The organism is Paracoccus indicus (assembly GCF_003056335.1).
GTDB classification, from domain to species: Bacteria; Pseudomonadota; Alphaproteobacteria; order Rhodobacterales; family Rhodobacteraceae; genus Paracoccus; species Paracoccus indicus.
On record NZ_PYWA01000006.1, the window covers coordinates 91615 to 113569 of the forward strand.

Below are 21955 nucleotides of genomic sequence, written 5' to 3' on the forward strand. Positions count from 1 at the left end.
CCGTTCACAGGCTTACCGCCGAATCGTTCCGTATTTGCCTGTTCGGCGCATCGTAGCGACCTGCGACGATTTTAAACCTGCCGCATTGGATAATGCTGGTGATCGCGCCATAGGCCGGTCAATGTGCGTATGGAACGGGTGTCATGAAAGGCAGGGTACGAATGCCTGCGCCTTCCGGCGTAAACGTCATGCTCGGACCCGCACCGCTGTAAAGCGTTGGGAAATGCCTGTGGATCAGCATATTCGCCCTTTTCGCGATAGAAAATGATACCGCCAGTCGTGCAACCACCCACGTCCGGATGAGATCGCCGCCGGGCCCTGACTATTGCGGTGTCCATGCCGGGGCGCATCCATGCACGTAGTGAAACGAAGCCAATAGCTGATTTTGGTAGGTGAGCCATGGCATTGCGCTTTGGATCGAAAGTCGTCCGGCCTGAAGGCAAGCGAGGGTTATCCGGTGGCCCTGATGCAGGATTTGGGCAGACAGAGGCACGTCAGTTCGACGGTGAAGCCACGCGCGTGCATTCGCAACATTCCCATAAAAGTCCGGAAAGTGCAGTATTGATAGTTGCATAATCATGTTTATTCTATACTGCGACGTTAGGTCCGCGCCAACGAGCCGGGAACTCTGCGAGCGGGCAATATTGTCTGATCGCTTATCCCAGTTGCACGGCTCGACTTCGTATCAACAGGGGTGATGCGATGTGTGCGGGTTCCGGCAGGGAAACACAGGTCATGGCGCAGGGAGGGCTGAACTTGGCCGTCACCTCGGACCGCAACGTGAGGATGTGCGGTGAACATCTTCCACCAAACGCTGACAACGAAATCAGCCCCGGTGCCTTGGCAATCGCAACAACGGCGTCGACACCGAAGTAGCCTGTCGAGTGTCAACCGGGCAGCGTCACGATGATGGGGCCGCTGCGGGTGGTCACCACGGTGTGCTCGTATTGCACGACCGGCGCGGCGGGCTGGCTATAGAGGGTCCACTCGTCGCCGGCACCCGACCTTGCCCATCGGCCGCCGCGCGACAGGAACGGCTCGACCGTCAGCACAAGGCCATCGTGCATACGGCGTCTGTCGCCCTTGGTGGGCCATGTCGGAACCTCTTCGGGGTCTTCGTGCAGGGCCTGGCCCACGCCATGGCTTGCCAGGTTGCGGATCAGCGTATAGCCGCGCTTGGACGCGAAGGCGCCGATGGCATTGCCGATCCCGGCCAGCGGCTTGCCATGCCCCACCTGCGCGATACCGATCCGCATGGCGCGCTTTCCGTCCCGGCAGAGCCGGTCGATCTGCGGCTGGACCGACCCGAGGCAGAAGCTTGCTCCGGTATCGGCGAAGTAACCGTCGAATGACGCCGAAACGTCGATGTTGACCAGATCCCCTTCAGCCAGTCGACGCTGACCGGGGATGCCGTGTGCGATCTCCTCGTTGACGCTGATGCAGGTCGTGCCGGGGAAACCATAGGTGGTCCGGGGGGCCGAAAGCGCGCCTTCGCGTTCCAGCAGTTCCTGCCCGATGGCATCAAGTTCGCGCGTGGTCATGCCGGGCTCCATGGCGGCCGCCATCGACTGCATGGTGTTCGCGACGATCCTGCCGATCGTCTTCAGGCCATCCAGTTCATCTTGCTGCGTGATCGTCATCTGCGTTCCACCCGTCCCTTGGAGGCCTGGCAAGGTTTTAGCATCGACAAGCCGTTCTGTCCCGCCCTTTGGTCGGCGCGGCGGCATCGGGCAACGCCGACGTCCGCCATGCGGCCTTTCTTCACCGTGACGCTATGCCAGGGCGGTATCGATCCTGGGTTCCGCGCGGACAGCTCCGGCAATCAGGGCGATGGCGGCGAAACATGTGACGGCAAAGGAGACACCCTGCCCCGCCATCAGAAACCCGAAAAGCGGGGCGCCGACGGTCTGACCCACGGCGATCGTCAGAAAGCCTGTCATCAGCCCGGTCGCAGGTCGGTCGGGTAAGGCATGGATGCCCCAGACAAGGTAGACCCCCGTCAGCATCACATAGGCCGCGCCGAAGATGGCACCACCGACAAGCGTGGGAACGGGCCCCAGACCAAGGCCGACCGCCAGGATGCTGACCGCCATCAGGCCCAGAAAGGCCCGGTGGACGCGATCAAGCCCGAATTGTCCTACAAGCGTGCCCGCGAAGCCGCCCAGAAGCCCCCCTATTCCGATGCAGGCCCACAGAAGGCCGGTGCCGGTCGTTCCCCAGTCCAAGATCTGGGCCACGATCTGGCCGCCGAAGGACCAGAGCGCCGTGCTTGCGGCCCCCATCAGGAAGGATGCGCATATCAGGCGCAGAACCTTTCTCGTCATCGGCGGCAGGCCCCCCGCGCCACGACTGCCCGAGGCTTTGGGCAGCGCGATTGCGGCCAGGATGGCCAGGGCCAGTGCCATGACGGCAAAGGCGCCGAAGGCCAGCCGCCATTGCACGGTCATGGCAAGGGCAATCGGTCCCGACAGCGCCACCCCCGCGCTGACGCCGGCATTGATCACCGTGTTCGTCAGGTTCCGGCGACACTTGCCGACCTCTGCTGCCACCGCGGCGGCCAATGGCGGCGAAGCGAGGCCTGTGCTGGACCCCGAAATCATCACGGCCACGGCAAGGATCAGGGGCGATGGCGCCAGCGCGATGCCCGCCATGCCGACCGCCGCGACAAGGGCCGCGCAGACCGCGACTGCGCGTGCGCCGAAGCGCTCGGTCAGAATGGCCGAGGCGACGATGGCGATGCAGTAGCTGGCGAAGGATCCGCCCGAGATCACGCCACCAAGGGATGTGCCGATGCCAAGTTCGCTGTCGATCTGCGGCAGGAAGAGGCCGAATGCGAAGCGGGCGAAACCGTAGCAGACCGCGATGAGGGCGAAGCCGGTCGCGCCGATGCGAAGGGTCGGGCTCATCCGCGGGCGCTTTCCAGCAGGATAGCAGCCACCGCACGGGCCGCCGCGACGGCCTGCTGGCCGCGATAGACGGCGGCGTGGGTCGCGCCCTCGAAAAGGATCAGCATCTGTTCGGCAAGTGCAGGGTCATCCTGCCCAAGATCCTTGGCGACGACTTCGGCAATCCGCCGGTGGAAGGCATCCTTATGCGCGGCGACGGCATCGGCAATCTCTGGCGTGTCGCCGCCCGTTTCCGCGCGGGACCGTAGGAACAGGCAGCCCCTGCACCCTTCGACCCGCACCCAATCCTCGAGTGCGGCAAAGAGGGCGTCGACGGTCTGCACGTCAAGCCGGGCCATGAAGCGTCGATCCCTTTCGGTCAGCACGCGCGCCATCAGCGCGGCCTTGCTGCCGGCATGCTTGTAAAGCGTCCGGCTGGACATTCCCGCAGCCTCGGTCAGCCGGTCAATGCCGGTGGCCATATAGCCGTGCCGATCGAAAAGCTGCTCGGCGGTGGCGGTCAGTTTGCTGATCCTGTCCACGGGAACCTCCTGCTGGTGTTCATCGGGACCAATGTAAAACGATTGCTTTACTTTACAAGTGGGCCGCGGCCTTCATGTGCCCTGCCCCGGGTCGGGGCAGGCCTGATCGGGCGACATCTTGGCGGCCCCCGGTCACTTGCCGCCATGCCGGGACCGGCCGGTGACCATCGAGCGTACAGTGGTTTGGCTGTTCCCGCTTCGGGGAAGGCAAAGCGTTACAAAACCTTCACTTGGCAGGCGGGTTATATTTCATTAATTCATGCATCATGGAAACACAATTTCCAGACTGCCGGACCCGTGCGGCACCATCCGGTGATGGTCCGGATGCCCGCCGCCTGGCATGTCGCCCCTCGGCCCGATCCCGCTGGCCACGGCTGATCGGATGTCCGTTCAGCCGTGGCCGTCCCGTCATCTGCATGTCCGTCAATACAGGAACCGCCCCCATGTCCGACCGCAAATACAACGTCCTGTTCATCTGCGTGGGCAATTCCGCGCGATCCATCTTCGCCGAGTCGATCCTGCGGAAGGCGGCAGGCGATCGCTTTGTCGCATATTCCGCAGGCACCCGTCCCGGCAGCCAGCTGAACCCCTTTGCCGTCAAGGTTCTGCACGACAAGGGCCATGACACGTCACTGCTGCGTTCGAAGGATGTCTCCGAGTTCTCGCGGCCCGACGCCCCGCACTTCGACTTTGTCTTCACGGTTTGCAATCAGGCCGCGAACGAGGAATGTCCGGCGTGGGAGGGGCAGCCCGTCAGCGGTCACTGGGGCATGACCGATCCGGTCAAGGTCGAGGGTACCAATGCCGAAAAGGCGCTTGCCTTCCAGCAGGCATATGGCGCGCTGAAGAACCGCATCGAGGCATTCGTCGCCTTGCCGATCCAGAGCCTCGATCGCATCGCGTTGCAAGAGGCCGTGGACGACATCGGACGCACCGATCCCCGCACGGGGGCATGATCGCTGCGGGCATGCCCGCGCCGAAACCCCTTTGCCGACGATCGCCTTGATCATCTCGCAGGCTGGGGCCGCCGCCCGCAACGCCGTCGCCCTGCCCGCCTGATGCGGTTTGTTCGGCACGAAAGCCGCGAGCTGCCGGGCATGCCGTAAACGTCGCGCGGTGTTTTTGGGATGGGCCGGTGGGCCAGCGATCCAGCAGAATGGATGGGCCGCCCTGCCCCTGCCCCAAGCCATCGGCTGCAAAGCGCACGAACTGAGGCCGCGTCGGCGAGTGCGGCCCATCTGCCTTGCCGCCAAAGCATCAAAAAGAGGCAACTTCCCGCTGGAAATGCAAACCGCGCCTTTCCACCGGCCACGGTTCGTGAAAAAGGACAGGAAACAAGAGCGGTGCGCCCCCGAGTCGCGATCCGCCTGAAAAGCAGGAGCAGAGTTCGCCGTGTCAGTTCGAAACCCACGGTCCCGGCACAATCCGATGCCAACCAGCGTCGCCGCGTTTCAGGTGCGCGGGCGCTTTCTGACGGCATTGGTGCTTCGTATCGACAGCGAAGCCGCGGGCGATCAGTTCTATGGGCAGATCGACGACCAGCTGCTGAAGACGCCCCAGTTCTTCGCGGGCGCGCCGATGGTGCTGGATCTGGGGAATTCCGCGGGCTTCCGCGATGCCGATGCCATCCGCGATCTGGTGGACAATCTGCGGCAACGTGAACTGCGCGTCTTCGGGGTGCAGAACGCGCATGGCCTCGACCCGGCGACGCTGCAGACGTTGGGGCTGATCAATGTGACGACGGGGCGTGATGCCCCGCTGCCGCGCGACACGGGCCAGGTTGCGACGGCCACCGCATCGGCCGCAGCGCCGCGGGCGGTGGATAACAAGGTGATCCGGTCCACGGTCCGTTCGGGCCAGATGATCGTGGCGGAACACGGCGACCTGACGGTGATCGGATCGGTCGCCTCGGGGGCCGAGCTGATCGCGGCGGGCAACATCCACGTCTATGGTCCCCTGCGCGGTCGCGCCATGGCGGGCTGTCACGGCAACGAGAACGCGCATATCTTCTGCCAGAGCCTGAACGCCGAACTGGTCGCGATTGCCGGGCTCTACAAGACCAGCGAGACGCTTGACGCCGCCGTCGGCCAAGGCTGCACGCATATTTACCTTGAGGATGAGAAACTTCGCATGGAGGTGATCGCATGACGACAGAACCCAAGAAGAACCCGCCGCTTGGCCGGGTGATCGTGATTACCTCGGGGAAGGGCGGCGTCGGCAAGACGACCTCTTCGGCGGCCATTTCGGCGGGGCTGGCCAAGCAGGGCTTCAAGACGGTCGTCATCGACTTCGACGTGGGGCTGCGCAACCTGGACATGACCATGGGCTGCGAACGCCGCGTGGTCTTCGACTTCATCAACGTCATCCAGGGCGATGCCAAGCTGAAGCAGGCGCTGATCAAGGACAAGCGCGTCGATACCCTGTTCATCCTGCCCACCTCGCAGACCCGCGACAAGGATGCGCTGACCAAGGAGGGCGTCGACAAGGTCCTGACCGAGCTGCGGGCCGAGTTCGACTATATCATCTGCGACAGCCCTGCCGGTATCGAACACGGTGCGCAGATGGCCATGTATTTCGCCGATGAGGCCGTGGTCGTCACCAACCCCGAAGTGTCGTCCGTGCGCGACAGCGACCGCGTTCTGGGCCTGCTGAGCAGCCAGACCAAGCGCGCCGAAACCGAAGGCTCGGACCCGATCAAGGCGCAGGTCCTGATCACGCGCTACGACGAGACGCGCGTCGAGAACGGCGAGATGATGACCGTCGAGGACGTCCTGGAGATCCTGGCGGTGCCGCTGCTGGGTGTCGTTCCGGAAAGCAAGGCGATCCTGAAGGCCTCGAACGTCGGCACGCCGGTGGTGCTGGACGGCCCCTCGGCTGCGGCCCAGGCCTATGAGGATGCCGTGTCGCGCCTGACCGGGAAAGAGGTCGAGATGCGCATCCAGGGAGAGCGTCGTGCCGGCCTGTTCAAGCGGCTGTTTGGACGTGCGTCATGAGCCTGTTCAGTTTCACCCGCAAGAAGCAGCCCAAAAGCGCGCAGACGGCCAAGGATCGTCTGCAGATCCTTCTGGCGCATGAACGCAGCAGCAGTGGTGCCGCCGAGGCCGATTATCTGCCCATGCTGCAACGCGACATCGTGGCGGCGATCAGGAAATACGTCCCGATCGGGGATACCGACGTCGATGTCCGCATGGAACGCGGCGACCAGATGTCCAGCCTCGAGATCAATATCGATCTGCCGCGGATCGGCAAGTCCAAGGACAGCTGAGGGCCGTTCAGCGCCCTCACATCCCGCCCCGCGCCTTGATGCGGGACGTGCAGCCTGGGTGCCTGGGATCTGATGGCGTTCCGCGCGCGACGTGATGAAATCTGTCAGCTTGCATAAGCCGCGCCAGACCGGACCATCGGTCGGCGTTCCAATCCAATGGATGTTTCCTGCCACGCCGGGACTTCGGTCGGAACCATCGTCGGGCAACTACCGTGCCGAATGAAGGCATCTTCGCGACCAGCGGAAATTCGTCCCGCTGATTGGCTTCGGCTTCGGCCGCTTGGATCGACGGGTGGAAAGACCACCTGTTCGTCAGACGGAACACGGCCTTTCAGACGCGTCAGATCGAGCCGAGGTAATACCCGATGGCCTCCTCCAACTCCGTCTCTTCATAGCGGAAATGAGAACGTACGACCGTTTCCAGCTTGCGATAGGTGGCGGCGGCATCCGCAAAGTTCGCCTCGTTCGGATCTTCAACCAGCGCCTCTGCCGCGAGACCAAGACGGATGATCAACTCGTGCACCACCTCGTGCTCTGACAGAAGCTTGGCGACGACCGCGCGAAACATGCCTCCGCCCGCCGCTTCGATCCGGGGGAACATGTCGGCACCCTCGATGTCGTGGTGGAACTTCAGCACCTGGCATTCGTGCCCGCAGAGGTTTCCGAACGCCCGAAGGTTCTCGGCCATATCAAGCGAAAGCACGATGCGCTTCAGGTTCTGGGGCGGTGCGTCCCCCGCTTCGATACGCGCCAGCACTGCCGCGACCTGGGCCATCTCTGCCAGATAGTGACGGTGAATGGCCGCCAACTGACGACCTTGGCGACGGTGCATGTCCGTCGCACCGGGAACCTTCGGCGCATGTGGCCGGGCGGCTTCGTCGATGGTCAGGTCGTCCAGAGTGCGCGATGAAAGATCGTTCATGCTTGGCATCAAAGCCCCTGCCACCCCCAAGTCAAGGGCGGAAGCTTTGTGAAACGGGCGTTCGCCGTTCAGCTCGCGGGCCGTGGTTCGGCGTGGCGGCTTCGGGTTGCTTTCAGCTACAGGATACTGTCGCAGCAGCTTGGCCGACAAAAGCTGCAGCAGCGATCATGTTGCTGATCGTTTGGTTTCTAGGAGTCGCGGGCCTTCAAGGGCTGTCGAGCACGCTTATGAAGAATCCGATTCATCGATCAATCTTTTCGGATTATTCTTGCACTGTGCTCTTCATTGAACATTCCTCGTGCCAATCGCCTGTCATGGTCACTGCAATGTCGTCGGTATCTCTGTGCATCATGGCAGAAGACACGGTAAATTCGCACCGACATTCGCTTTCAGCTTTCCAGGATATGTCCCCCGATGGCGAGCCGCTGGACGTTGAAGGGGCGTCTAAACGCTTGCCATGCGCGACAGTGCCCGAAGGGTGCTATCTGGTCTGGGCATGTCTTCATGTTTCATTACGTCCCAAGAACGACCGCGATCCGTCACGGCATTTCACTTGTCGTGAAACGCCGGACCACTGAGCAGCGATGGTGCAGGTATCATGATGCGGAAACTGGAAGCCCAAGCTGCGAACTTCGCAGCCACTACGTTCTGGCTCGATGAGATGCGCAGGAGGATGCTTTTGGAAGACAATGCGTTCCGGGCGCACTCGGATTGGCTGCTTGCGGTGGCCGCCTCGGGCGCGACGCTGGTGATCATTGCCATCACGAGGCTGTATCTTTGACGATATCGGCGAAATCCCGGAACCCGGCACGGTGCAATGCTTTGTTGCGTCAGCCTTCCGCCTCGGCCAGCAAGCGCTCGATCAGTTCCACTGACGCTTCAGCCCGGGCGGCGTTGGGATAGTTCCGGTTTGCCAGAACCACCACGCCGATATTTTCGGACGGGACCATGGCAAGATAGGATCCGAAGCCGTTCGTCGAACCGGTCTTGTTCAGGAAGACGCTGCCGTCCAGTTGACGCGTCTGGACCTTCGTCATGGGCTGCTGTGACAAGGCCATCTCGGACGCGTTTCCGGCTGCCAGATCGGATGCATCCACCGGCCAGGGATAGCCTTCCCAGATCATGGCTTGCGTAAAATGGGCGGTTTCATATTCGGACAGGCGCGTTCGGGCAAGCGCGGCCGTCATCTCGTCCTCAAGCGCAACATTGCCCAGATGGGCATCAAGGAAGCGGGTCATGTCGACCACCGTCGACTTGATGCCATAGGCCTCGGCATCCAGCATGCCCGGATTGACCCGGATCGGACTGTCGTCGGTTCTGGAATAACCGAAGGCGTAATGCGCCATCCTGTCTGTGGGAACATCGATGAACGTGCTGTCCAGCCCCAATGCGGGCAAAAGCTCCTGCATCAGCGCATTCTGGTACGTCGTCCCGAACTGATCACCGCCGACCAGACCTAACAGACCGATGCTGACATTCGAGTAAGCCCGCAGCGAACCACTGTCGCCTTCGGGTTTCCAGTTGCGAAGATAGGCCATCAGCCTGTCGGTGTCCGTGACGTCATCGGGCACCTGCAAGGGCAGACCGCCGGTTGCATGGGCCGCAAGGTCGGACAGGGTCATCGCGTCGAAGGCGCTGCCCGTCAGGTCAGGAAACTCGGATGATACCGGCGCCCCCAGGGACAGCAGGCCCCGTTGTTCCGCCAAGGCCGCCAATGCCACGTTGAACAGCTTGCTGTTCGATCCCAGTTCGAACAGCGTGTCGCGATCCACCGGGCGGGCCGCCTTGCGGTCGGCCATGCCGTCCGTGAAGAAGAACCGCTCGCCGTCAAGCGTGACGCCGATCGCGATGCCGGGGATGTCGTATTCCTCGATGACGGGGCGAAAGACCTCTTCGCTGATCGTTCGGAAGGCCTGTTCCGTCAGCCCTTGGGCATGTGCCGGGGCGGCAAGCATCGCGGCTGCGATGCCAAGAGTTCGGGCGATGGACATTGCGGTCACCTTTCAGGTTGCGGTCTGCACGACAGGTTTCGGGCATAAGAAAATCTTGCCTCGCAGGGGTATTCCCGTCTTGCACGATCCGCAAAACATCGTTTCTTGGGGTATCGTTGAGAAATTCTCATGGATCGATCATGGACCGACCCAACATCCCACTTAATGCGCTTCGGGCATTCGAGGCCGCTGCACGCCACCTGACGCTGTCGAAGGCCGCTGTCGAACTATGCGTGACGCAGGCCGCGCTGAGCCATCAGATCCGCAACCTGGAGGACCGCCTTGGGGTGCGGCTGTTCAGGCGCGTGCCGCGAGGATTGGTCCTGACCCAAGAGGGTGCGGCCCTTGCGCCGGTCGTGACCAGTTCGCTTGACGCCATGGCGACGACACTCGACCGGTTTTCTGGCGGGCGATACCACGAGGCGCTGCACGTCGGCGTGGTCGCGACCTTTGCGACGGGTTGGCTGATCCCGCGACTGGCCGGTTTCGAGGCGGCACATCCCGAGGTGGACCTGCGCATCTTCGCCAACAACAATCGCGTCAGCATTCCGGGCGAAGGGCTTGATCTGGCCATCCGCTTCGGTGACGGATCCTGGCATGGGCTGCAGGCCGAACGCATCTTCGATGCTCCTTTGACGCCGATGTGCGCAGCGGATCGCGCCCAAGCGATCGCCTCGCCGGCCGACCTGCACCATCAGCCGCTGCTGCGGTCCTATCGGTCAAGCGAGTGGGAGCGGTGGTTCGAAGGCATGGGCCTTCCCTGCCCGCCCCTGCGCGGTCCGATGCTGGACAGTTCGATCGCCCTTGCCCAGATGGCCTCGCAGGGACAGGGGGTCGCCTTGCTGCCCGCCGCGCTTCTCACCCATTGGACGGAAACCGGCCGACTGGTGACGGTCTTCGACCATTCCATCGATGCCGGCGCCTATTGGCTGACGCGACTTCAGTCCAGGCCGGAAACCAGCGGCATGCGAAGTTTTCGGGAATGGCTGCACCAAGAGCTGCGGGACCAGCAGGCCGGGATCATCTGACCCCTGCGATTGCCGCCGAAACACGCAAGGCGGCGGGCCCATATGCCCGCGATCCACCGGCCTCTGTCGGGTCAAGCGCCGGATCAGCCTGTCCGGTACGGGTATCCGGCATTGGGGGCCAGGGCGCGGAATGACTGACGCGCTTGGCGGCAGTACATGTGATCGGCGGTGCTCGACCCCGTCAGGTATCCGCCCAGCCCGTCCGTTTGCCGACAGGAGGGCCCGCCGTCGTCGACCGCACCACCAGTTCCGCCGAAACCTCGGATACGGTCACGGGCATCTCGGGGTCCTGGATGCGGTCCAGCAGAACGCGGGCCAGCTTTCGACCAAGCCGATGCGGCGATACGGCCATGGTCGTCAGTGGCGGCGTCGCCACGGCTGCGTCCTGCACGTCGTCGAAACCGATCACCGACAGATCCTGCCCGGGCAGAAGCCCCTGCCGCTGAAGCCCAAGGCAGGCACCCAAGGCCACCATGTCGCCATTGCAGACGACGGCCGTCACCTCGGGGTGCGCGGCGCGAAGATGCTCGATCGCCTCGAGGCCCGCCAGCTTGTCGTTGGCCGAGTCCCAAACGATTGCCGGGCCAAGGTCGCGATCCTGCATGACACGGCGATAGCCCGAGATGCGATCCTCGCGCACCCGCGTCATGCCGATACCGCCCAGGTAGGCGATGTGACGGTGGTCCAGATCGGCCAGATAGGCGGTGGCCGTTGCCGTCGCCTCGGCGTTCCTGATGCCAACGTGATCGATCCTGTCGTTGACCCGCCGCAGGAAGGTGACGGTCGGAATGGCGTGCTTGGTCAGCATGTCGAAGGTTTCGTCGGGCGTGTCGATCGCGGGCACCCAAAGCAGCCCGCCCCGACCATGCCGGATGAAGGAATCCAGATGGCGTCCCTGCCTGATGGCGTCATCGCGGGTGTCCAGCACCGACACCAGGTAACCTTCGGCCTCGAGCAGATCGACGACGCCGCCGATCACCTCGGCGTTGAAGGGGTTGGCCAGCTGGTTGATCAGGAACCCGATCTCGCGGTTCTCGCCGGACCTCATCGAGGCAGCGCGTGAGTCCGGAATGTAGTGCAGTTCGTTCGCCGCCTTCAGCACCTTGTTGCGTGTCTCGGCCGAGATGCGCCCGGTGCCGCGCATCACCTGGCTGACGGTCGGGATCGAAACGCCCGCCGCCTGTGCGACGCTGGCCAGTGTCGGTTTCCTGCTCACGCCACTCCCTCGGTTGATAGAACGTTCAGGCTGCCGGGCCGCTGTTCTGCGAACATCTAGCGCAGAGTGGTCCCGAAAGCCAAGCGCGCCCTCGTTAATTTTTACTTGACCCAAGATATATCGTTATACCATAGTCAGGACAAGTCGGGTGAGTCGGCACGGGCCCCTCACATCGATCAGCGCCCAAGATGCCGTGGTGTCGTCGGGGTGCGGCCACGTTCCGACGGTTCAGACGAGGAGGTCTGGCCCGACAGTCCATTCTGGGAGGAAAGCATGAAGCTACGTTTCGAACTCGCCGGTGCCGTGTCGGGCATCGCCATCGTCTGCTCGGCCGTTGCGGCGCAGGCGGACGTCCTGTTCTGGTCGACCCAGGCCCGGCCCGCCGAAGAGGCGCAGGCCATGCGCGAGGTGGTGCTGTCCGGTTCCGACATCGCCGTCGATTACCAGCCGAACGAGACCGGCCCTTGGCTGACCCGCCTGCAGGCCGAAAGCCAGGCGGGCAGCGGGACCATCGGCCTGCTGGGATCGCTGCATGGCGATTTCGCCGCGCTCGACCCCGCCATGCTGGCACCCCTGGACGATCTTGGGCTTGCCGCCTCCAGCGAGACCTTCAACGAATTGTCGAAGCTGGGCACCGACACGATGAAATACATCCCCTGGATGCAGGCAAGCTATGTGATGGCGGCCAACAAGAAGGCGCTGCCCTATCTGCCCGAGGGTGCCGATATCGACGCGCTGACCTATGACCAGCTGATCGAATGGTCCGCGAACGTGCAGGAAGGCGAGGGCCGCCCGCTGTTCGGGTTCCCGGCGGGTCCGAAAGGACTGAAGCACCGGTTCTTCCAAGGCTATCTCTATCCTTCCTATACCGACGGCGTGGTGCGCACCTTCGCCTCGGCCGAGGCAGAGGCGGCATGGGAGAAGTTCCTAGAGCTGTGGGAGCACACGAATCCGGCTTCGACGAACTTCTCTTTCATGCAGGAGCAGTTGCTGTCGGATGACGCATGGATCGTCTTCGACCACACCTCGCGCCTAGCGCAGGCCTTTAACGAACGCCCCGACGATTTCGTGGCCTTCCCGGCACCTGCCGGTCCGACCGGGCGTGGCTTCATGCCGGTGCTGGCCGGTCTGGCCATCCCCGCGACCGCTGCCGACATGGAGTCGTCGAAGGCCGTCCTCGACTACATGATGCAGCCCGAGACCCAGATCGCCACCCTGCGCGCCACCAACTTCTTCCCGGTGGTCGAGGTCGAACTGCCCGATGATCTGCCGCCCGCCGTCCAGGCCACCGGCGCCGCCATCGCCACCATGAGCGCCGCCGAGGATGCCAATCCCGGTCTGCTGCCCGCGGGTCTTGGCGATCAGGGCGGCGAGTTCGACCGCGTCTTCGTCGACACGTTCGAGCGTATCGTCCTGGCACGCCAGCCGATCCGCGCCGTTCTGGACGACCAGAAGACCCGCCTGAACGACATCATGCAGGAAACCGGCGCGCCCTGCTGGGCGCCCGATGCGGCCTCGGAAGGCCCCTGCCCGGTCGAATGATCCCGACCGCCCGCGCCTGACGCGACCCCGCCCGGGCCATTCACGGTCCGGGCACCCCCCGAAAATCTGACCGGAGCGATGCGATGAACGCGCGACTGCTTCCCTATGTCCTGATCCTGCCGGTGACGGTCTTCCTGTGCATCTTCTTCCTTTACCCATTCGTGCTGGTCGCCCAGCAGGCCTTCGGCTCCGACACGGGGTGGTCGCTTGACAACTTCCGCGACGTGGTCAGCCACTGGAAGTTCTCGATCTCGCTGTGGAACACGCTGCTGCTTGCCGCTGTCGTCGTGCCGGTCCAGCTGGCGCTGTCGCTGCTGATGGCCACCATGGTCAGCAAGATGAAGCGGGGGCGCGATCTCGTCCTCTATGTCTGGACGATCCCCTTGGGCATCTCTGACCTTGCGGCGGGCATCATCTGGCTGGCGATCTTCGAACAGTCGGGCTTCCTCAACTCGATGATGCATGGGCTGGGCTTCATCGACGCGCCGATGAACTTCATTTCCTATCAGAACATGACGATGGTCTTTATCGCCATCGCCCTTGCCGAGATCTGGCGCGCCACGGCCATCATGCTGGTGATCCTTGTGGCGGGCATCGGGCTGATCCCCAAGGAATATTACGAGGCCGCCGAGGTCTTCGGCGCATCGCCCTGGAAGCGGTTCCTGAAGATCACGCTGCCGCTGCTGCGTCCCTCGCTGCAGACCGCGCTGGTGCTGCGGGTCATCCTGGCATTCGAGGTCTTCGCCGTCGTCGCGGCGCTTGGCGGCACACTGTTCCCGGTGCTGATGGGCGAGACCTATTCCTATCAGTTCGACCTGTCCAACAGCGGCGCGGCAGCGGCCATCGCGCTGATCATCCTCGCCATCTCGATCGCCTCGACGCTTGTCATCCTGCGCGCCCTGCGCGTCCCGAAAGGAGCCACGATATGACCGCCGCAACCGATGCGCCCCAGATCGATGCCCGTCGCAGCGGACGCTGGCTCTATATCGCATCCGTCGTCCTGCTCTGTGCCTGGGTGCTGGTTCCGCTGTACTTCCTGTTCATCAACACGCTGTCCTCGCCCGAGACGGTGAACAGCTTTCCCAAGGGGTTCGTCCCCGAGTTCGACTTCGGCAGCCTCAGGTTCTTTGCGGGCTTCCAGGGGATGATCGATGCGCTCTACAACTCGGTGCTGGTCGCGGTGCTGACGATGATCATGTCGATCCTGATCGGCGCCCCCGCGGGCTATGCCCTGTCGCGCTTCGATTTCCGCGGCAAGGAACTGTTCCGCATGCTGATCCTGCTGACGCGGGCCTTCCCGCTGCCGCTTCTGGCGCTGCCGCTGGCGGTGCTGTTCATCCGGGTGGGCCTGGACGACACGGTCTTCGGTCTGGCACTGGTCCATACCACGCTGGCCATCCCCTTCGCTGTGCTGATCACCTTCTCGCTGTTCTCCGGCATCCCGATCGAGCTGGAGGAGGCCGCATGGACGCTTGGCTGCACGCGCCTCGGCGCCTTCACCAAGGTCGTCCTGCCGTTGATCCTGCCGGGCATCACCGCATCCGCGATCTTCGCCTTCGTGATCTCGTGGAACGAGGTCTTCGCCGCCGCCGTCCTGACCATCGAAAACCGCACCCTGCCGGCCTTCCTGCTGCAGAGCCTGGCGGAAAGCCCGCTGCATCTGAAGTTCGCGGGCGGCTTCATCCTGGTCGTCCCGGCGCTGATCTTCATCTTTGCCGTCCGCAAGTACCTCTTTGCCATGTGGGGCATCGCCAACCGCTGAGGCGGGGCGTATTCGAAAGGAGCCAAGTCAATGGCCGAAATTCAGATCAAGAATGTCGCCAAGACCTTCGGGGCATATCAGGCCCTGCACGACATCAACCTGACCATCGCGGACCAGGAATTCATGGTCCTGCTGGGCGCATCGGGCTGCGGCAAGACCACGCTGCTGCGCATCATCGCCGGGCTGGAAACCGCCACGACCGGAGAGGTCTGGATCGGTGGGCGCCGCGTCGATCACCTGGCCCCCAAGGACCGCGGCATCGCGATGGTCTTCCAGAACTATGCCGTCTTTCCGCATCTGACGGTCTTCGAGAACATCGGCTTCGGTCTGCGGATGGCCAAGATGCCCAACGCCGAGGTCACCCGCCGCGTCGAACGCGTTGCATCGCTGATGCATATCGAACAGCTGCTCAAGCGGTATTCGGGCGAACTGTCCGGCGGTCAGCGCCAGCGCGTCGCCGTGGCCCGCGCTTTGGCGATGGAGCCGGACGTAATCCTGATGGACGAACCGCTGTCGAACCTCGATGCGCTGCTGCGTCTGGAAATGCGCGCCGAGCTGAAGGGCGTTCTGGCCGAAAGCAAGACCACCGCGATCTATGTCACCCACGACCAGGTCGAGGCCATGAGCCTGGCCGACCGGATCAGCGTCATGCACCAGGGCAAGATCGTACAGGCCGCATCGCCCATCGAGGTCTATCGCAACCCCGCCGCGCATTTCGTCGCCTCGTTCATCGGCAACCCGCCGATGAACTTCCTGCGCGCCGAGCCTGCCGGAAGCGGCAAGTGGAAGGTGGCGGGCGAGACGGTCGACGGCCCGGTCAGCGCCGCCACGCCGCTGCAACTCGCAATCCGCCCCGAGGACATGCGCCTTGCCGATGACGGGCTGAAGGCCCGCGTCAAGCTGGTCGAGCCGCTCGGCGCGCATCTGCTGGTCACCTGCGACGTGGACGGCACGATGATCCGCGCCGTTCTGGACAGCGATCTGACCGTCAAGGTCGGCGATGTCCTGACCCTTGCCCCCCAGCCCGACCGCGTGCGCTGGTTCGACCCCCAATCCACCCTTGCCGTTGCCTGAGGCCCCTTCATGTCCGACACAATGATCACCGCCGCCCGCGCCATCCTGGCGCAAAACGACCGCGGCACCTATACCGTGCCGACGCAGGGGCTGTATCCGTTCCAGTGGAACTGGGACAGCTGCCTCAGCGCCATCGGCTTCGGCCATTTCGACGAGGCCCGCGCCTGGACCGAGATCGAGACCCTGTTCGCCCATCAGTGGGATGACGGCATGGTGCCGCACATCATCTTCCACGAATTCGACGACGGCTATTTCCCCGGTCCCGGCGTGTGGAAGACCGGACGCGAGGTTCCCACCACCGGCATCACCCAGCCCGCGGTGGCAGGCTTTGCCGTGCGGCGCCTGTTCGAACGCGCCCGCGACAGCGACATGGCCCGCAGCCGCGCCCGCGCGCTGTTGCCCAAGATCGCCGCCTGGCACGACTGGTTCTTCCGTTGTCGCGATCCGCAGGGCACCGGGCTGGTGGCCATCATCCACCCGTGGGAATCCGGTCGCGACAATTCGGTTGACTGGGACGCAGCCCTTGACCGCGTGCCGACCGAAGGGGTCGAGCCCTTCACCCGTCGCGACACCCAGCATGCCAACCCCGCCCATCGCCCCACCGACGATCAGTACAACCGCTTCATCTGGCTGGTGCAGCATTTCCGCGACATGGGGTGGGACAATGCGAAACTGCACGATGCCTCGCCCTTCCGGGTGGTCGATCCGGGCTTCAATGCCATCCTGATCCGCGCCTGCGCCGATCTGGCATGGCTGGCCCATGCGCTGGACATGCCCGAGATCGCCGCCCGCGCCCAGATGCAGGCGGACAAGGGCATCGCGGCCATGGAGACGCTGTGGAGCGATACGCATGGCCAATATCTCTGCTTCGACCGTGCCATCGGCGCGCTGGTGCCAAGCCCGTCCATCGGCGGTCTGCTGGCAGCCTTCGCCGCCATCCCGCAGGACCGTGCCGCCGCCATCGCGCAGCGCATCGCGACCCTTGGCGAAAAGCTGCCCCACCTCGTGCCCAGCCATGACCCTTCGGCGCCGGAATATGACGGCAAACGCTATTGGCGCGGCCCCATCTGGCTGATCGTCAACTACATGATCGCCGACGGCCTTTCCGCGGCGGGCCAGACGGCGGTGGCCGAACGCATCGTCAAGGACAGCCTGCGCCTGATCGATCAGGGCGGATTTGCCGAATATTACGACCCCATCACGGGCGAGGGCTGCGGCGGCGGCAGCTTCACATGGACCGCCGCCATGGTGATCGAATTCCTGACCGGCGAAAGACAGCCCGCATGAAGCGCTCTGAGATCAACGATATTCTTGCGTCGGCGGACGAGATGATCCGCCGCCACGGATTTGCCCTGCCGCCTTTCGCCTATTGGTCACCCGAGGAGTTCAGGGCCAAGGCCGATACGGCACGCCATCTGATCGACACGCGTTGCGGATGGGACATTACCGACTATGGCGCGGGCGATTTTCAGGGGATGGGGCTGTTCCTGTTCACCCTGCGCAACGGTCTGCTGTCGGATCTGCGGCAAGGCGGCGGCATGTGCTATGCCGAAAAGCTGCTGATCTCGCGGCAGGATCAGATCAGCCCGATGCACACCCATGCGCTGAAGGCCGAAGACATCATCAACCGCGGCGGCGCGACGCTGGTGGTCGAGCTGTTCGGTTCGGACGATCATGGCGCCTTCGCCGAGGATCGCGGCGGCACGGTCTGGTGCGACGGCATCCGGCGCGATTTCGCGCCCGGCGAGAAACTGCGTCTTGCCCCCGGTGAAAGCGTGACCCTGCGCCCCGGCGACTGGCATGCCTTCTGGGGCGAGGGCGGCGACGTCCTGATCGGCGAGGTCAGCACCGTCAACGATGATGAGACCGATAACATCTTCCGCGATCCCATCGGTCGTTTCGCCACCATTAAGGAAGATACCGCCCCCGTGCATCTGCTGGTCAGCGATTACGCCGCAAGGCTGGGTTGATCGATGGATACGAATGCTGTCCTTGCCGATCCACGGGGCTTCCTGACGCGGCTTTTCGACTGCGCCGTCGCGGTCGCCGATCCCATGCGGGTTGTGGCCGCCCATCTGCCACCGCGGCCCAGGGGGCGACTGGTGGTGATCGGCGCGGGCAAGGCCAGCGCGCGCATGGCCGAGGCGGTCGAGGCGCATTACGGACCATGCGAGGGTCTGGTCATCACGCGATACGGCTATGGCAGGCCCTGCGAAGGGATCGAGATCGTCGAGGCCGCGCATCCCGTCCCCGACGCGGCGGGCGAGGCGGCAACTCAGCGCATGTTGGATCTTGTGTCCGGCCTTGGCCCCGACGATCTGGTGCTGGCCCTGATTTCGGGGGGCGGATCGGCCCTGCTGTGTGCCCCCACCGACGGCCTGACGCTGGATGACAAGATCGCGGTCAATCAGGCGCTTCTGGCCTCCGGTGCGCCGATCGGCGAGATGAACCTGGTGCGCAAGCATCTCAGCCGGGTCAAGGGCGGGCAACTGGCCGCCGCCTGCCATCCCGCGCGCCTGCTGACGCTGCTGATCTCGGATGTGCCGGGCGACGATCCGGCGGCGATCGCCTCGGGGCCCACGGTGGGCGAGGCGTCGACGGCCAAGGACGCCCTGGCGATCCTGGACGACAGGCGGATTTCGATGCCGGCGGCGGTGCGTGCTATGCTGGAACGCGGATCATCGGTCCTGACCCCCGACGATCCCCGATTGAGCCGCGCAACCACCCGGATCATTGCAGCCCCGTCACAGTCGCTGGACGCTGCCGCGCAGGTGGCAAGGGCCGCAGGCATCGAGACGCGCATTCTGGGGGATGCGCTGGAAGGCGAGGCGCGGATGCTGGGTGCGGAACATGCGGCGATGGGACTGGACCTGCGTGCCGAGGCCGCAAGGCTGGGCCGTCCGATCATTCTGCTGTCGGGTGGCGAATGCACGGTGACGCGGCAGGGTGACGGCATCGGTGGTCCGAATGCGGAATACGCGCTTGCCGCCGCCATCGCCTTGCATGGCCAGAGGGGTGTCCACGTGTTGGCCTGCGATACCGATGGCGTCGACGGCGCGGCAGAGGTGGCCGGTGCCTATGCCGACCCCACGACGTTGGATCGGGCCGGACAGCGCGGCATCGATGCGGGGAACGCGCTGGCACGCAACGACGCGCACGGGTTCTTCGGCGCGGTCGATGGCAGCATCGTCACGGGTCCGACCTTGACGAACGTCAACGATTTCAGGGCCGTGCTTGTGCTGCCATAGTGGATCGGGCGTTTTCTGGGAACGGACCGGCACGGCCTTTCCCCAAGGCTTCCCGCCCACCATGCGCCTTTTCTTGGGCAAGGGTCCGGCAACTGCTGAACCCTATCTTCGATCCATGGTTCGCCAGGCATATGATGACCGGGACGGGCGATTGTCTGGTGGCGATCTGCCAAGGTTTCGCGTTCTGGCTTTCCGGATCGACGGCTTTATCAGCCAGAGGCACCGTAATTGCGGCGCTGCCGATACGTGGAAACGCCTTTGCCTTGCTGATCGCGCATGCGATGCCCTTGCCGATCAGCCCTCTCCCTGCCGAATACGAAACTCTGATCGCCGCTTTGGCTGGAACGGTCACCATGCAAAGGATCGGGCAATACGGCGGCATATTGGCCGATCCTTCGTGCAGTCGTCTTGGCAGTTTGGCGCAGGTCGGACGCGCTGATGCCGCCTTGTGCCATAGCGGCCAAGGGTCCTCTTGCCAAGACTGCCGGCACCGCTATCGGGCCTGCACTCCGACTGCCGAGATCAAGACCATCGCCCACGAAACGATCAAGACAGCCGAAAGATCAAAAACGGGATGTCCAGATCGGTGGCGACGCAAGTGAGGCTTTAAGTCTCGGGACGGTCGGCAATCCAGCCCCCCCCACATGGTCGATGATGGGGAACGGCATCCTGCCACGGTGTCGGGGCAGCCTGTCTGGTCACAGCTCGATCACGACCTTTCCAAGGGCCTGACCGCTTTTCAGATGGGTATAGGCGGCGCCGGTTTCCGGGATGGCGAAGCGGGTGTCATCCAGCAGCGGCTCGACCACCCCCGCATCGACCAGATCTGCCAGTTGCGCCAGGATCCGGCCATGCGCGGCGCGGTTCACGTCGTGCAGCATCGGCAGCAGCATGAAGACGACATGCAGCGACAGTCCCTTGAAATGCGCGGGGCTCAGGTCGATCTCGGACAGGGCCACGGTCGTGACGACATGGACGTTCAGCGAAGCGGCCGCGAACGAGTTGGTCAGGTTCGCCCCGCCCACCGTATCGAAGATCGCATCGAAGCCCTTGCCGTCGGTGTCGCGGGCCACGTAATCCTCGACCGCCGTGGTCCTGAAATCGACCGGCTTGGCGCCATAGCCCCCGATCACCTGCATCTGCGCGTCACCGCTGCCGGTGGCCGTGACTTCGGCACCCATGCGTCGCGCCAGCTGGACGGCCAGATGGCCCACCCCGCCCGCGCCGCCGTGCACAAGCACCTTCTGACCTGCGCCCACGCCCGCGCGGTGCAGACCCTCCCATGCGGTGATGCCGACCAGCGGCAGGGCGGCGGCCTGACGCATCGACAGGCCTTGCGGTTTCTTCGCGATCAGCCGGGCGTCGGCGGGCATGTATTCGGCCAGCGCACCCTGAAGATCGGCCAGCCCGCCCGCGCAGCCGTAAACCTCATCGCCAATGGCGAATTCCGTGACGCCTTCGCCCAGTTCCTCGACGGTGCCGGCGAAATCCATGCCCAGGATGGCGGGCAAGGCAGGCGACAGCGGCAGGTCCCCGCCCATGTCCTTGATCATCGTGTCGATGGTGTTGACGCTGGTCGCCTTGATGCGGACGATCACATGGCCGGGCTTGGCGCTTGGACGGGGAACCTCGACCTCGTGGAAGCTGGCGTCGGGGCCGTATTCGCTCAGGATCATGGCTTTCATGTCTTTATCCTTTCAAAGGTCTGCAAGAAGGGTGTCGATCCGGGCCGCGACGGATGCGACCTCGGTTTCGCGATAGCGCGGGGCAAGCCTGCAGGCGTCGTTGTCGTAGTAACGGCCCGTGGTATCGGCGAATTCATCCGACAGCGCGGCGCGGACAAGGATATCCACGCCGATGTTCAGGTCGTTCCCCGAGGTGCCGAAGCCCTCGCGCACCATGCGCGTCGCCAGCAGGGACGCAGGGTTCACCGCCAGCGACACGGGGCCGTCCGGGTGGGCATCGCCGAAGGCCTGGTTCCACAGCGTGATGGCCAGCTTGCTTTGGGCATAGGCCTCCATGTGGTCCAGGGGCCGCCTGCCTTCCAGCGCGTCGATGTCCACGCGGGCCTGTGCCGCCGAGGACAGGTGGACGATGCGGCCCGTTCGCGGGATCACCGGCAGAAGCCGCTGCGCCAGAAGCGCCGAGGCCACCGTGTTCACGGCAAAGCGAACATCCAGACCGCCCGCCCGCGTCTGCGCGGTCCTGAAGACCCCCGCGTTGTTGATCAGCACGTCGATCCGCTGATGGTCGGCCAGAAGGCGGTCGGCCATCGCGGCGACCTGCGCCAGGTCCGACAGATCGGCCTGCTGCGTGGTCACGGTGGCACCGGTCCGGCGCAGGGCTGCGGCGGTCTGATCCAGCTTTGCCGCATCGCGGCCATGGACGATCAGCGTGTGACCCTGTTCCGCCAGGGCCTGCGCGGTGGCGCGGCCCAGGCCCTGCGTGGCGCCGGTGATCAGGATGGTCTTCATGGGTAT

21 protein-coding genes and 1 pseudogene are annotated in these 21955 nt (G+C 64.2%); 14 read left to right on the forward strand and 8 right to left on the reverse strand.

Going from position 1 to position 21955, the window contains the following annotated elements; all coding sequences use genetic code 11:
- Positions 1-887: 887 nt before the first annotated feature.
- The 3 genes from map to DDE75_RS11245 form a co-directional block, all read right to left on the reverse strand.
- Positions 888-1640 carry a type I methionyl aminopeptidase gene (gene map, locus DDE75_RS11235; RefSeq protein WP_108502480.1) on the reverse strand — a complete coding sequence of 251 codons (753 nt, stop codon included), beginning with the start codon at positions 1638-1640 and terminating at the stop codon, positions 888-890.
- Between the two features lie 132 nt (positions 1641-1772).
- Positions 1773-2906 carry an MFS transporter gene (locus DDE75_RS11240; RefSeq protein ID WP_108502481.1) on the reverse strand — a complete coding sequence of 378 codons (1134 nt, stop codon included), beginning with the start codon at positions 2904-2906 and terminating at the stop codon, positions 1773-1775.
- On the reverse strand, positions 2903-3427 hold the full coding sequence (locus DDE75_RS11245) for a TetR/AcrR family transcriptional regulator (RefSeq protein WP_108502482.1): 525 nt from the start codon (positions 3425-3427) through the stop codon (positions 2903-2905). The genes DDE75_RS11240 and DDE75_RS11245 overlap by 4 nt, the downstream gene beginning before the upstream one ends.
- Before the next feature lie 395 nt (positions 3428-3822).
- Between DDE75_RS11245 and DDE75_RS11250 the strand changes: the two are divergent.
- The 4 genes and pseudogenes from DDE75_RS11250 to minE form a co-directional block, all read left to right on the forward strand.
- A pseudogene (locus DDE75_RS11250) lies at positions 3823-4383 on the forward strand (arsenate reductase ArsC); the annotation flags it as partial.
- Between the two features lie 472 nt (positions 4384-4855).
- Positions 4856-5575, forward strand: a complete 720-nt coding sequence (minC, locus tag DDE75_RS11255; protein ID WP_108502484.1) for a septum site-determining protein MinC — start codon at positions 4856-4858, stop codon at positions 5573-5575.
- Positions 5572-6420: a septum site-determining protein MinD gene (minD, locus tag DDE75_RS11260; RefSeq protein WP_108502485.1), complete on the forward strand. Its 849-nt coding sequence runs from the start codon at positions 5572-5574 to the stop codon at positions 6418-6420. The genes minC and minD overlap by 4 nt, the downstream gene beginning before the upstream one ends.
- The gene (minE, locus tag DDE75_RS11265; protein ID WP_170310948.1) at positions 6417-6692 is read left to right on the forward strand and encodes a cell division topological specificity factor MinE; all 276 of its coding nucleotides are present in this window, start codon (positions 6417-6419) and stop codon (positions 6690-6692) included. The genes minD and minE overlap by 4 nt, the downstream gene beginning before the upstream one ends.
- Before the next feature lie 340 nt (positions 6693-7032).
- On the opposite strand, the gene DDE75_RS11270 is transcribed toward minE, so the two are convergent.
- Positions 7033-7764: a hemerythrin domain-containing protein gene (locus DDE75_RS11270; protein ID WP_162799003.1), complete on the reverse strand. Its 732-nt coding sequence runs from the start codon at positions 7762-7764 to the stop codon at positions 7033-7035.
- A 451-nt stretch (positions 7765-8215) separates the two neighbouring features.
- On the opposite strand from DDE75_RS11270, the gene DDE75_RS11275 reads away from it, so the two are divergent.
- Positions 8216-8395, forward strand: coding sequence for a hypothetical protein (locus tag DDE75_RS11275; protein ID WP_162799004.1), 180 nt, complete (start codon positions 8216-8218; stop codon positions 8393-8395).
- Positions 8396-8444: 49 nt separating this feature from the next.
- Here DDE75_RS11275 and ampC read toward each other — a convergent pair whose 3' ends face one another.
- Positions 8445-9605, reverse strand: a complete 1161-nt coding sequence (gene ampC / locus DDE75_RS11280; RefSeq protein WP_170310949.1) for a class C beta-lactamase — start codon at positions 9603-9605, stop codon at positions 8445-8447.
- Between the two features lie 140 nt (positions 9606-9745).
- Here ampC and DDE75_RS11285 point away from each other — a divergent pair, with 140 nt between their 5' ends.
- A complete protein-coding gene (locus DDE75_RS11285) occupies positions 9746-10633 on the forward strand; it encodes a LysR family transcriptional regulator (RefSeq protein ID WP_108502489.1) in 888 nt (295 codons plus the stop codon).
- 181 nt (positions 10634-10814) lie between these two features.
- Here DDE75_RS11285 and DDE75_RS11290 read toward each other — a convergent pair whose 3' ends face one another.
- Entirely contained in the window at positions 10815-11849 is a 1035-nt protein-coding gene (locus tag DDE75_RS11290; RefSeq protein WP_108502490.1) for a LacI family DNA-binding transcriptional regulator, read from the reverse strand.
- A 273-nt stretch (positions 11850-12122) separates the two neighbouring features.
- On the opposite strand from DDE75_RS11290, the gene DDE75_RS11295 reads away from it, so the two are divergent.
- From DDE75_RS11295 to DDE75_RS17290, 8 genes are all read left to right on the forward strand, one after another.
- Positions 12123-13391, forward strand: coding sequence for an ABC transporter substrate-binding protein (locus tag DDE75_RS11295; protein WP_108502491.1), 1269 nt, complete (start codon positions 12123-12125; stop codon positions 13389-13391).
- Positions 13392-13474: 83 nt separating this feature from the next.
- Positions 13475-14320, forward strand: a complete 846-nt coding sequence (locus DDE75_RS11300; RefSeq protein ID WP_108502492.1) for a carbohydrate ABC transporter permease — start codon at positions 13475-13477, stop codon at positions 14318-14320.
- Positions 14317-15153 (forward strand): carbohydrate ABC transporter permease, encoded by an 837-nt coding sequence (locus tag DDE75_RS11305; protein WP_108502493.1) that lies wholly within the window; start codon positions 14317-14319, stop codon positions 15151-15153. Before DDE75_RS11300 ends, DDE75_RS11305 begins: the two co-directional genes overlap by 4 nt.
- 30 nt (positions 15154-15183) lie before the next feature.
- The gene (locus DDE75_RS11310) at positions 15184-16227 is read left to right on the forward strand and encodes an ABC transporter ATP-binding protein (protein ID WP_108502494.1); all 1044 of its coding nucleotides are present in this window, start codon (positions 15184-15186) and stop codon (positions 16225-16227) included.
- A 9-nt stretch (positions 16228-16236) separates the two neighbouring features.
- Entirely contained in the window at positions 16237-17514 is a 1278-nt protein-coding gene (locus tag DDE75_RS11315; RefSeq protein ID WP_108502495.1) for an MGH1-like glycoside hydrolase domain-containing protein, read from the forward strand.
- Complete coding sequence (locus tag DDE75_RS11320) at positions 17511-18197, forward strand: D-lyxose/D-mannose family sugar isomerase (protein WP_108502496.1); 687 nt, start codon at positions 17511-17513, stop codon at positions 18195-18197. Before DDE75_RS11315 ends, DDE75_RS11320 begins: the two co-directional genes overlap by 4 nt.
- A 3-nt stretch (positions 18198-18200) precedes the next feature.
- A complete protein-coding gene (locus DDE75_RS11325; RefSeq protein ID WP_108502497.1) occupies positions 18201-19475 on the forward strand; it encodes a glycerate kinase type-2 family protein in 1275 nt (424 codons plus the stop codon).
- 131 nt (positions 19476-19606) lie between these two features.
- On the forward strand, positions 19607-20077 hold the full coding sequence (locus tag DDE75_RS17290; protein ID WP_211659335.1) for a hypothetical protein: 471 nt from the start codon (positions 19607-19609) through the stop codon (positions 20075-20077).
- Between the two features lie 96 nt (positions 20078-20173).
- On the opposite strand, the gene DDE75_RS11330 is transcribed toward DDE75_RS17290, so the two are convergent.
- Complete coding sequence (locus DDE75_RS11330) at positions 20174-21160, reverse strand: zinc-dependent alcohol dehydrogenase family protein (protein WP_108502498.1); 987 nt, start codon at positions 21158-21160, stop codon at positions 20174-20176.
- Positions 21161-21172: 12 nt separating this feature from the next.
- Entirely contained in the window at positions 21173-21949 is a 777-nt protein-coding gene (locus tag DDE75_RS11335) for an SDR family NAD(P)-dependent oxidoreductase (protein WP_108502499.1), read from the reverse strand.
- Positions 21950-21955 lie beyond the last annotated feature (6 nt).

Excerpts from the sequence above, each read along its gene's own strand:
- minD (WP_108502485.1), top strand. The coding sequence starts at position 5,572 with ATGACGACAGAACCCAAGAAGAACCCGCCGCTTGGCCGGGTGATCGTG.
- map (WP_108502480.1), bottom strand. The coding sequence starts at position 1,640 with ATGACGATCACGCAGCAAGATGAACTGGATGGCCTGAAGACGATCGGC.
- minC (WP_108502484.1), top strand. The coding sequence starts at position 4,856 with ATGCCAACCAGCGTCGCCGCGTTTCAGGTGCGCGGGCGCTTTCTGACG.
- DDE75_RS11310 (WP_108502494.1), top strand. The coding sequence starts at position 15,184 with ATGGCCGAAATTCAGATCAAGAATGTCGCCAAGACCTTCGGGGCATAT.
- DDE75_RS11300 (WP_108502492.1), top strand. The coding sequence starts at position 13,475 with ATGAACGCGCGACTGCTTCCCTATGTCCTGATCCTGCCGGTGACGGTC.
- DDE75_RS11335 (WP_108502499.1), bottom strand. The coding sequence starts at position 21,949 with ATGAAGACCATCCTGATCACCGGCGCCACGCAGGGCCTGGGCCGCGCC.
- minE (WP_170310948.1), top strand. The coding sequence starts at position 6,417 with ATGAGCCTGTTCAGTTTCACCCGCAAGAAGCAGCCCAAAAGCGCGCAG.
- DDE75_RS11325 (WP_108502497.1), top strand. The coding sequence starts at position 18,201 with ATGGATACGAATGCTGTCCTTGCCGATCCACGGGGCTTCCTGACGCGG.
- DDE75_RS11330 (WP_108502498.1), bottom strand. The coding sequence starts at position 21,160 with ATGAAAGCCATGATCCTGAGCGAATACGGCCCCGACGCCAGCTTCCAC.
- DDE75_RS11285 (WP_108502489.1), top strand. The coding sequence starts at position 9,746 with ATGGACCGACCCAACATCCCACTTAATGCGCTTCGGGCATTCGAGGCC.
- DDE75_RS11240 (WP_108502481.1), bottom strand. The coding sequence starts at position 2,906 with ATGAGCCCGACCCTTCGCATCGGCGCGACCGGCTTCGCCCTCATCGCG.
- DDE75_RS11320 (WP_108502496.1), top strand. The coding sequence starts at position 17,511 with ATGAAGCGCTCTGAGATCAACGATATTCTTGCGTCGGCGGACGAGATG.
- DDE75_RS11315 (WP_108502495.1), top strand. The coding sequence starts at position 16,237 with ATGTCCGACACAATGATCACCGCCGCCCGCGCCATCCTGGCGCAAAAC.
- ampC (WP_170310949.1), bottom strand. The coding sequence starts at position 9,605 with ATGTCCATCGCCCGAACTCTTGGCATCGCAGCCGCGATGCTTGCCGCC.
- DDE75_RS11305 (WP_108502493.1), top strand. The coding sequence starts at position 14,317 with ATGACCGCCGCAACCGATGCGCCCCAGATCGATGCCCGTCGCAGCGGA.
- DDE75_RS17290 (WP_211659335.1), top strand. The coding sequence starts at position 19,607 with ATGATGACCGGGACGGGCGATTGTCTGGTGGCGATCTGCCAAGGTTTC.
- DDE75_RS11275 (WP_162799004.1), top strand. The coding sequence starts at position 8,216 with ATGCGGAAACTGGAAGCCCAAGCTGCGAACTTCGCAGCCACTACGTTC.
- DDE75_RS11295 (WP_108502491.1), top strand. The coding sequence starts at position 12,123 with ATGAAGCTACGTTTCGAACTCGCCGGTGCCGTGTCGGGCATCGCCATC.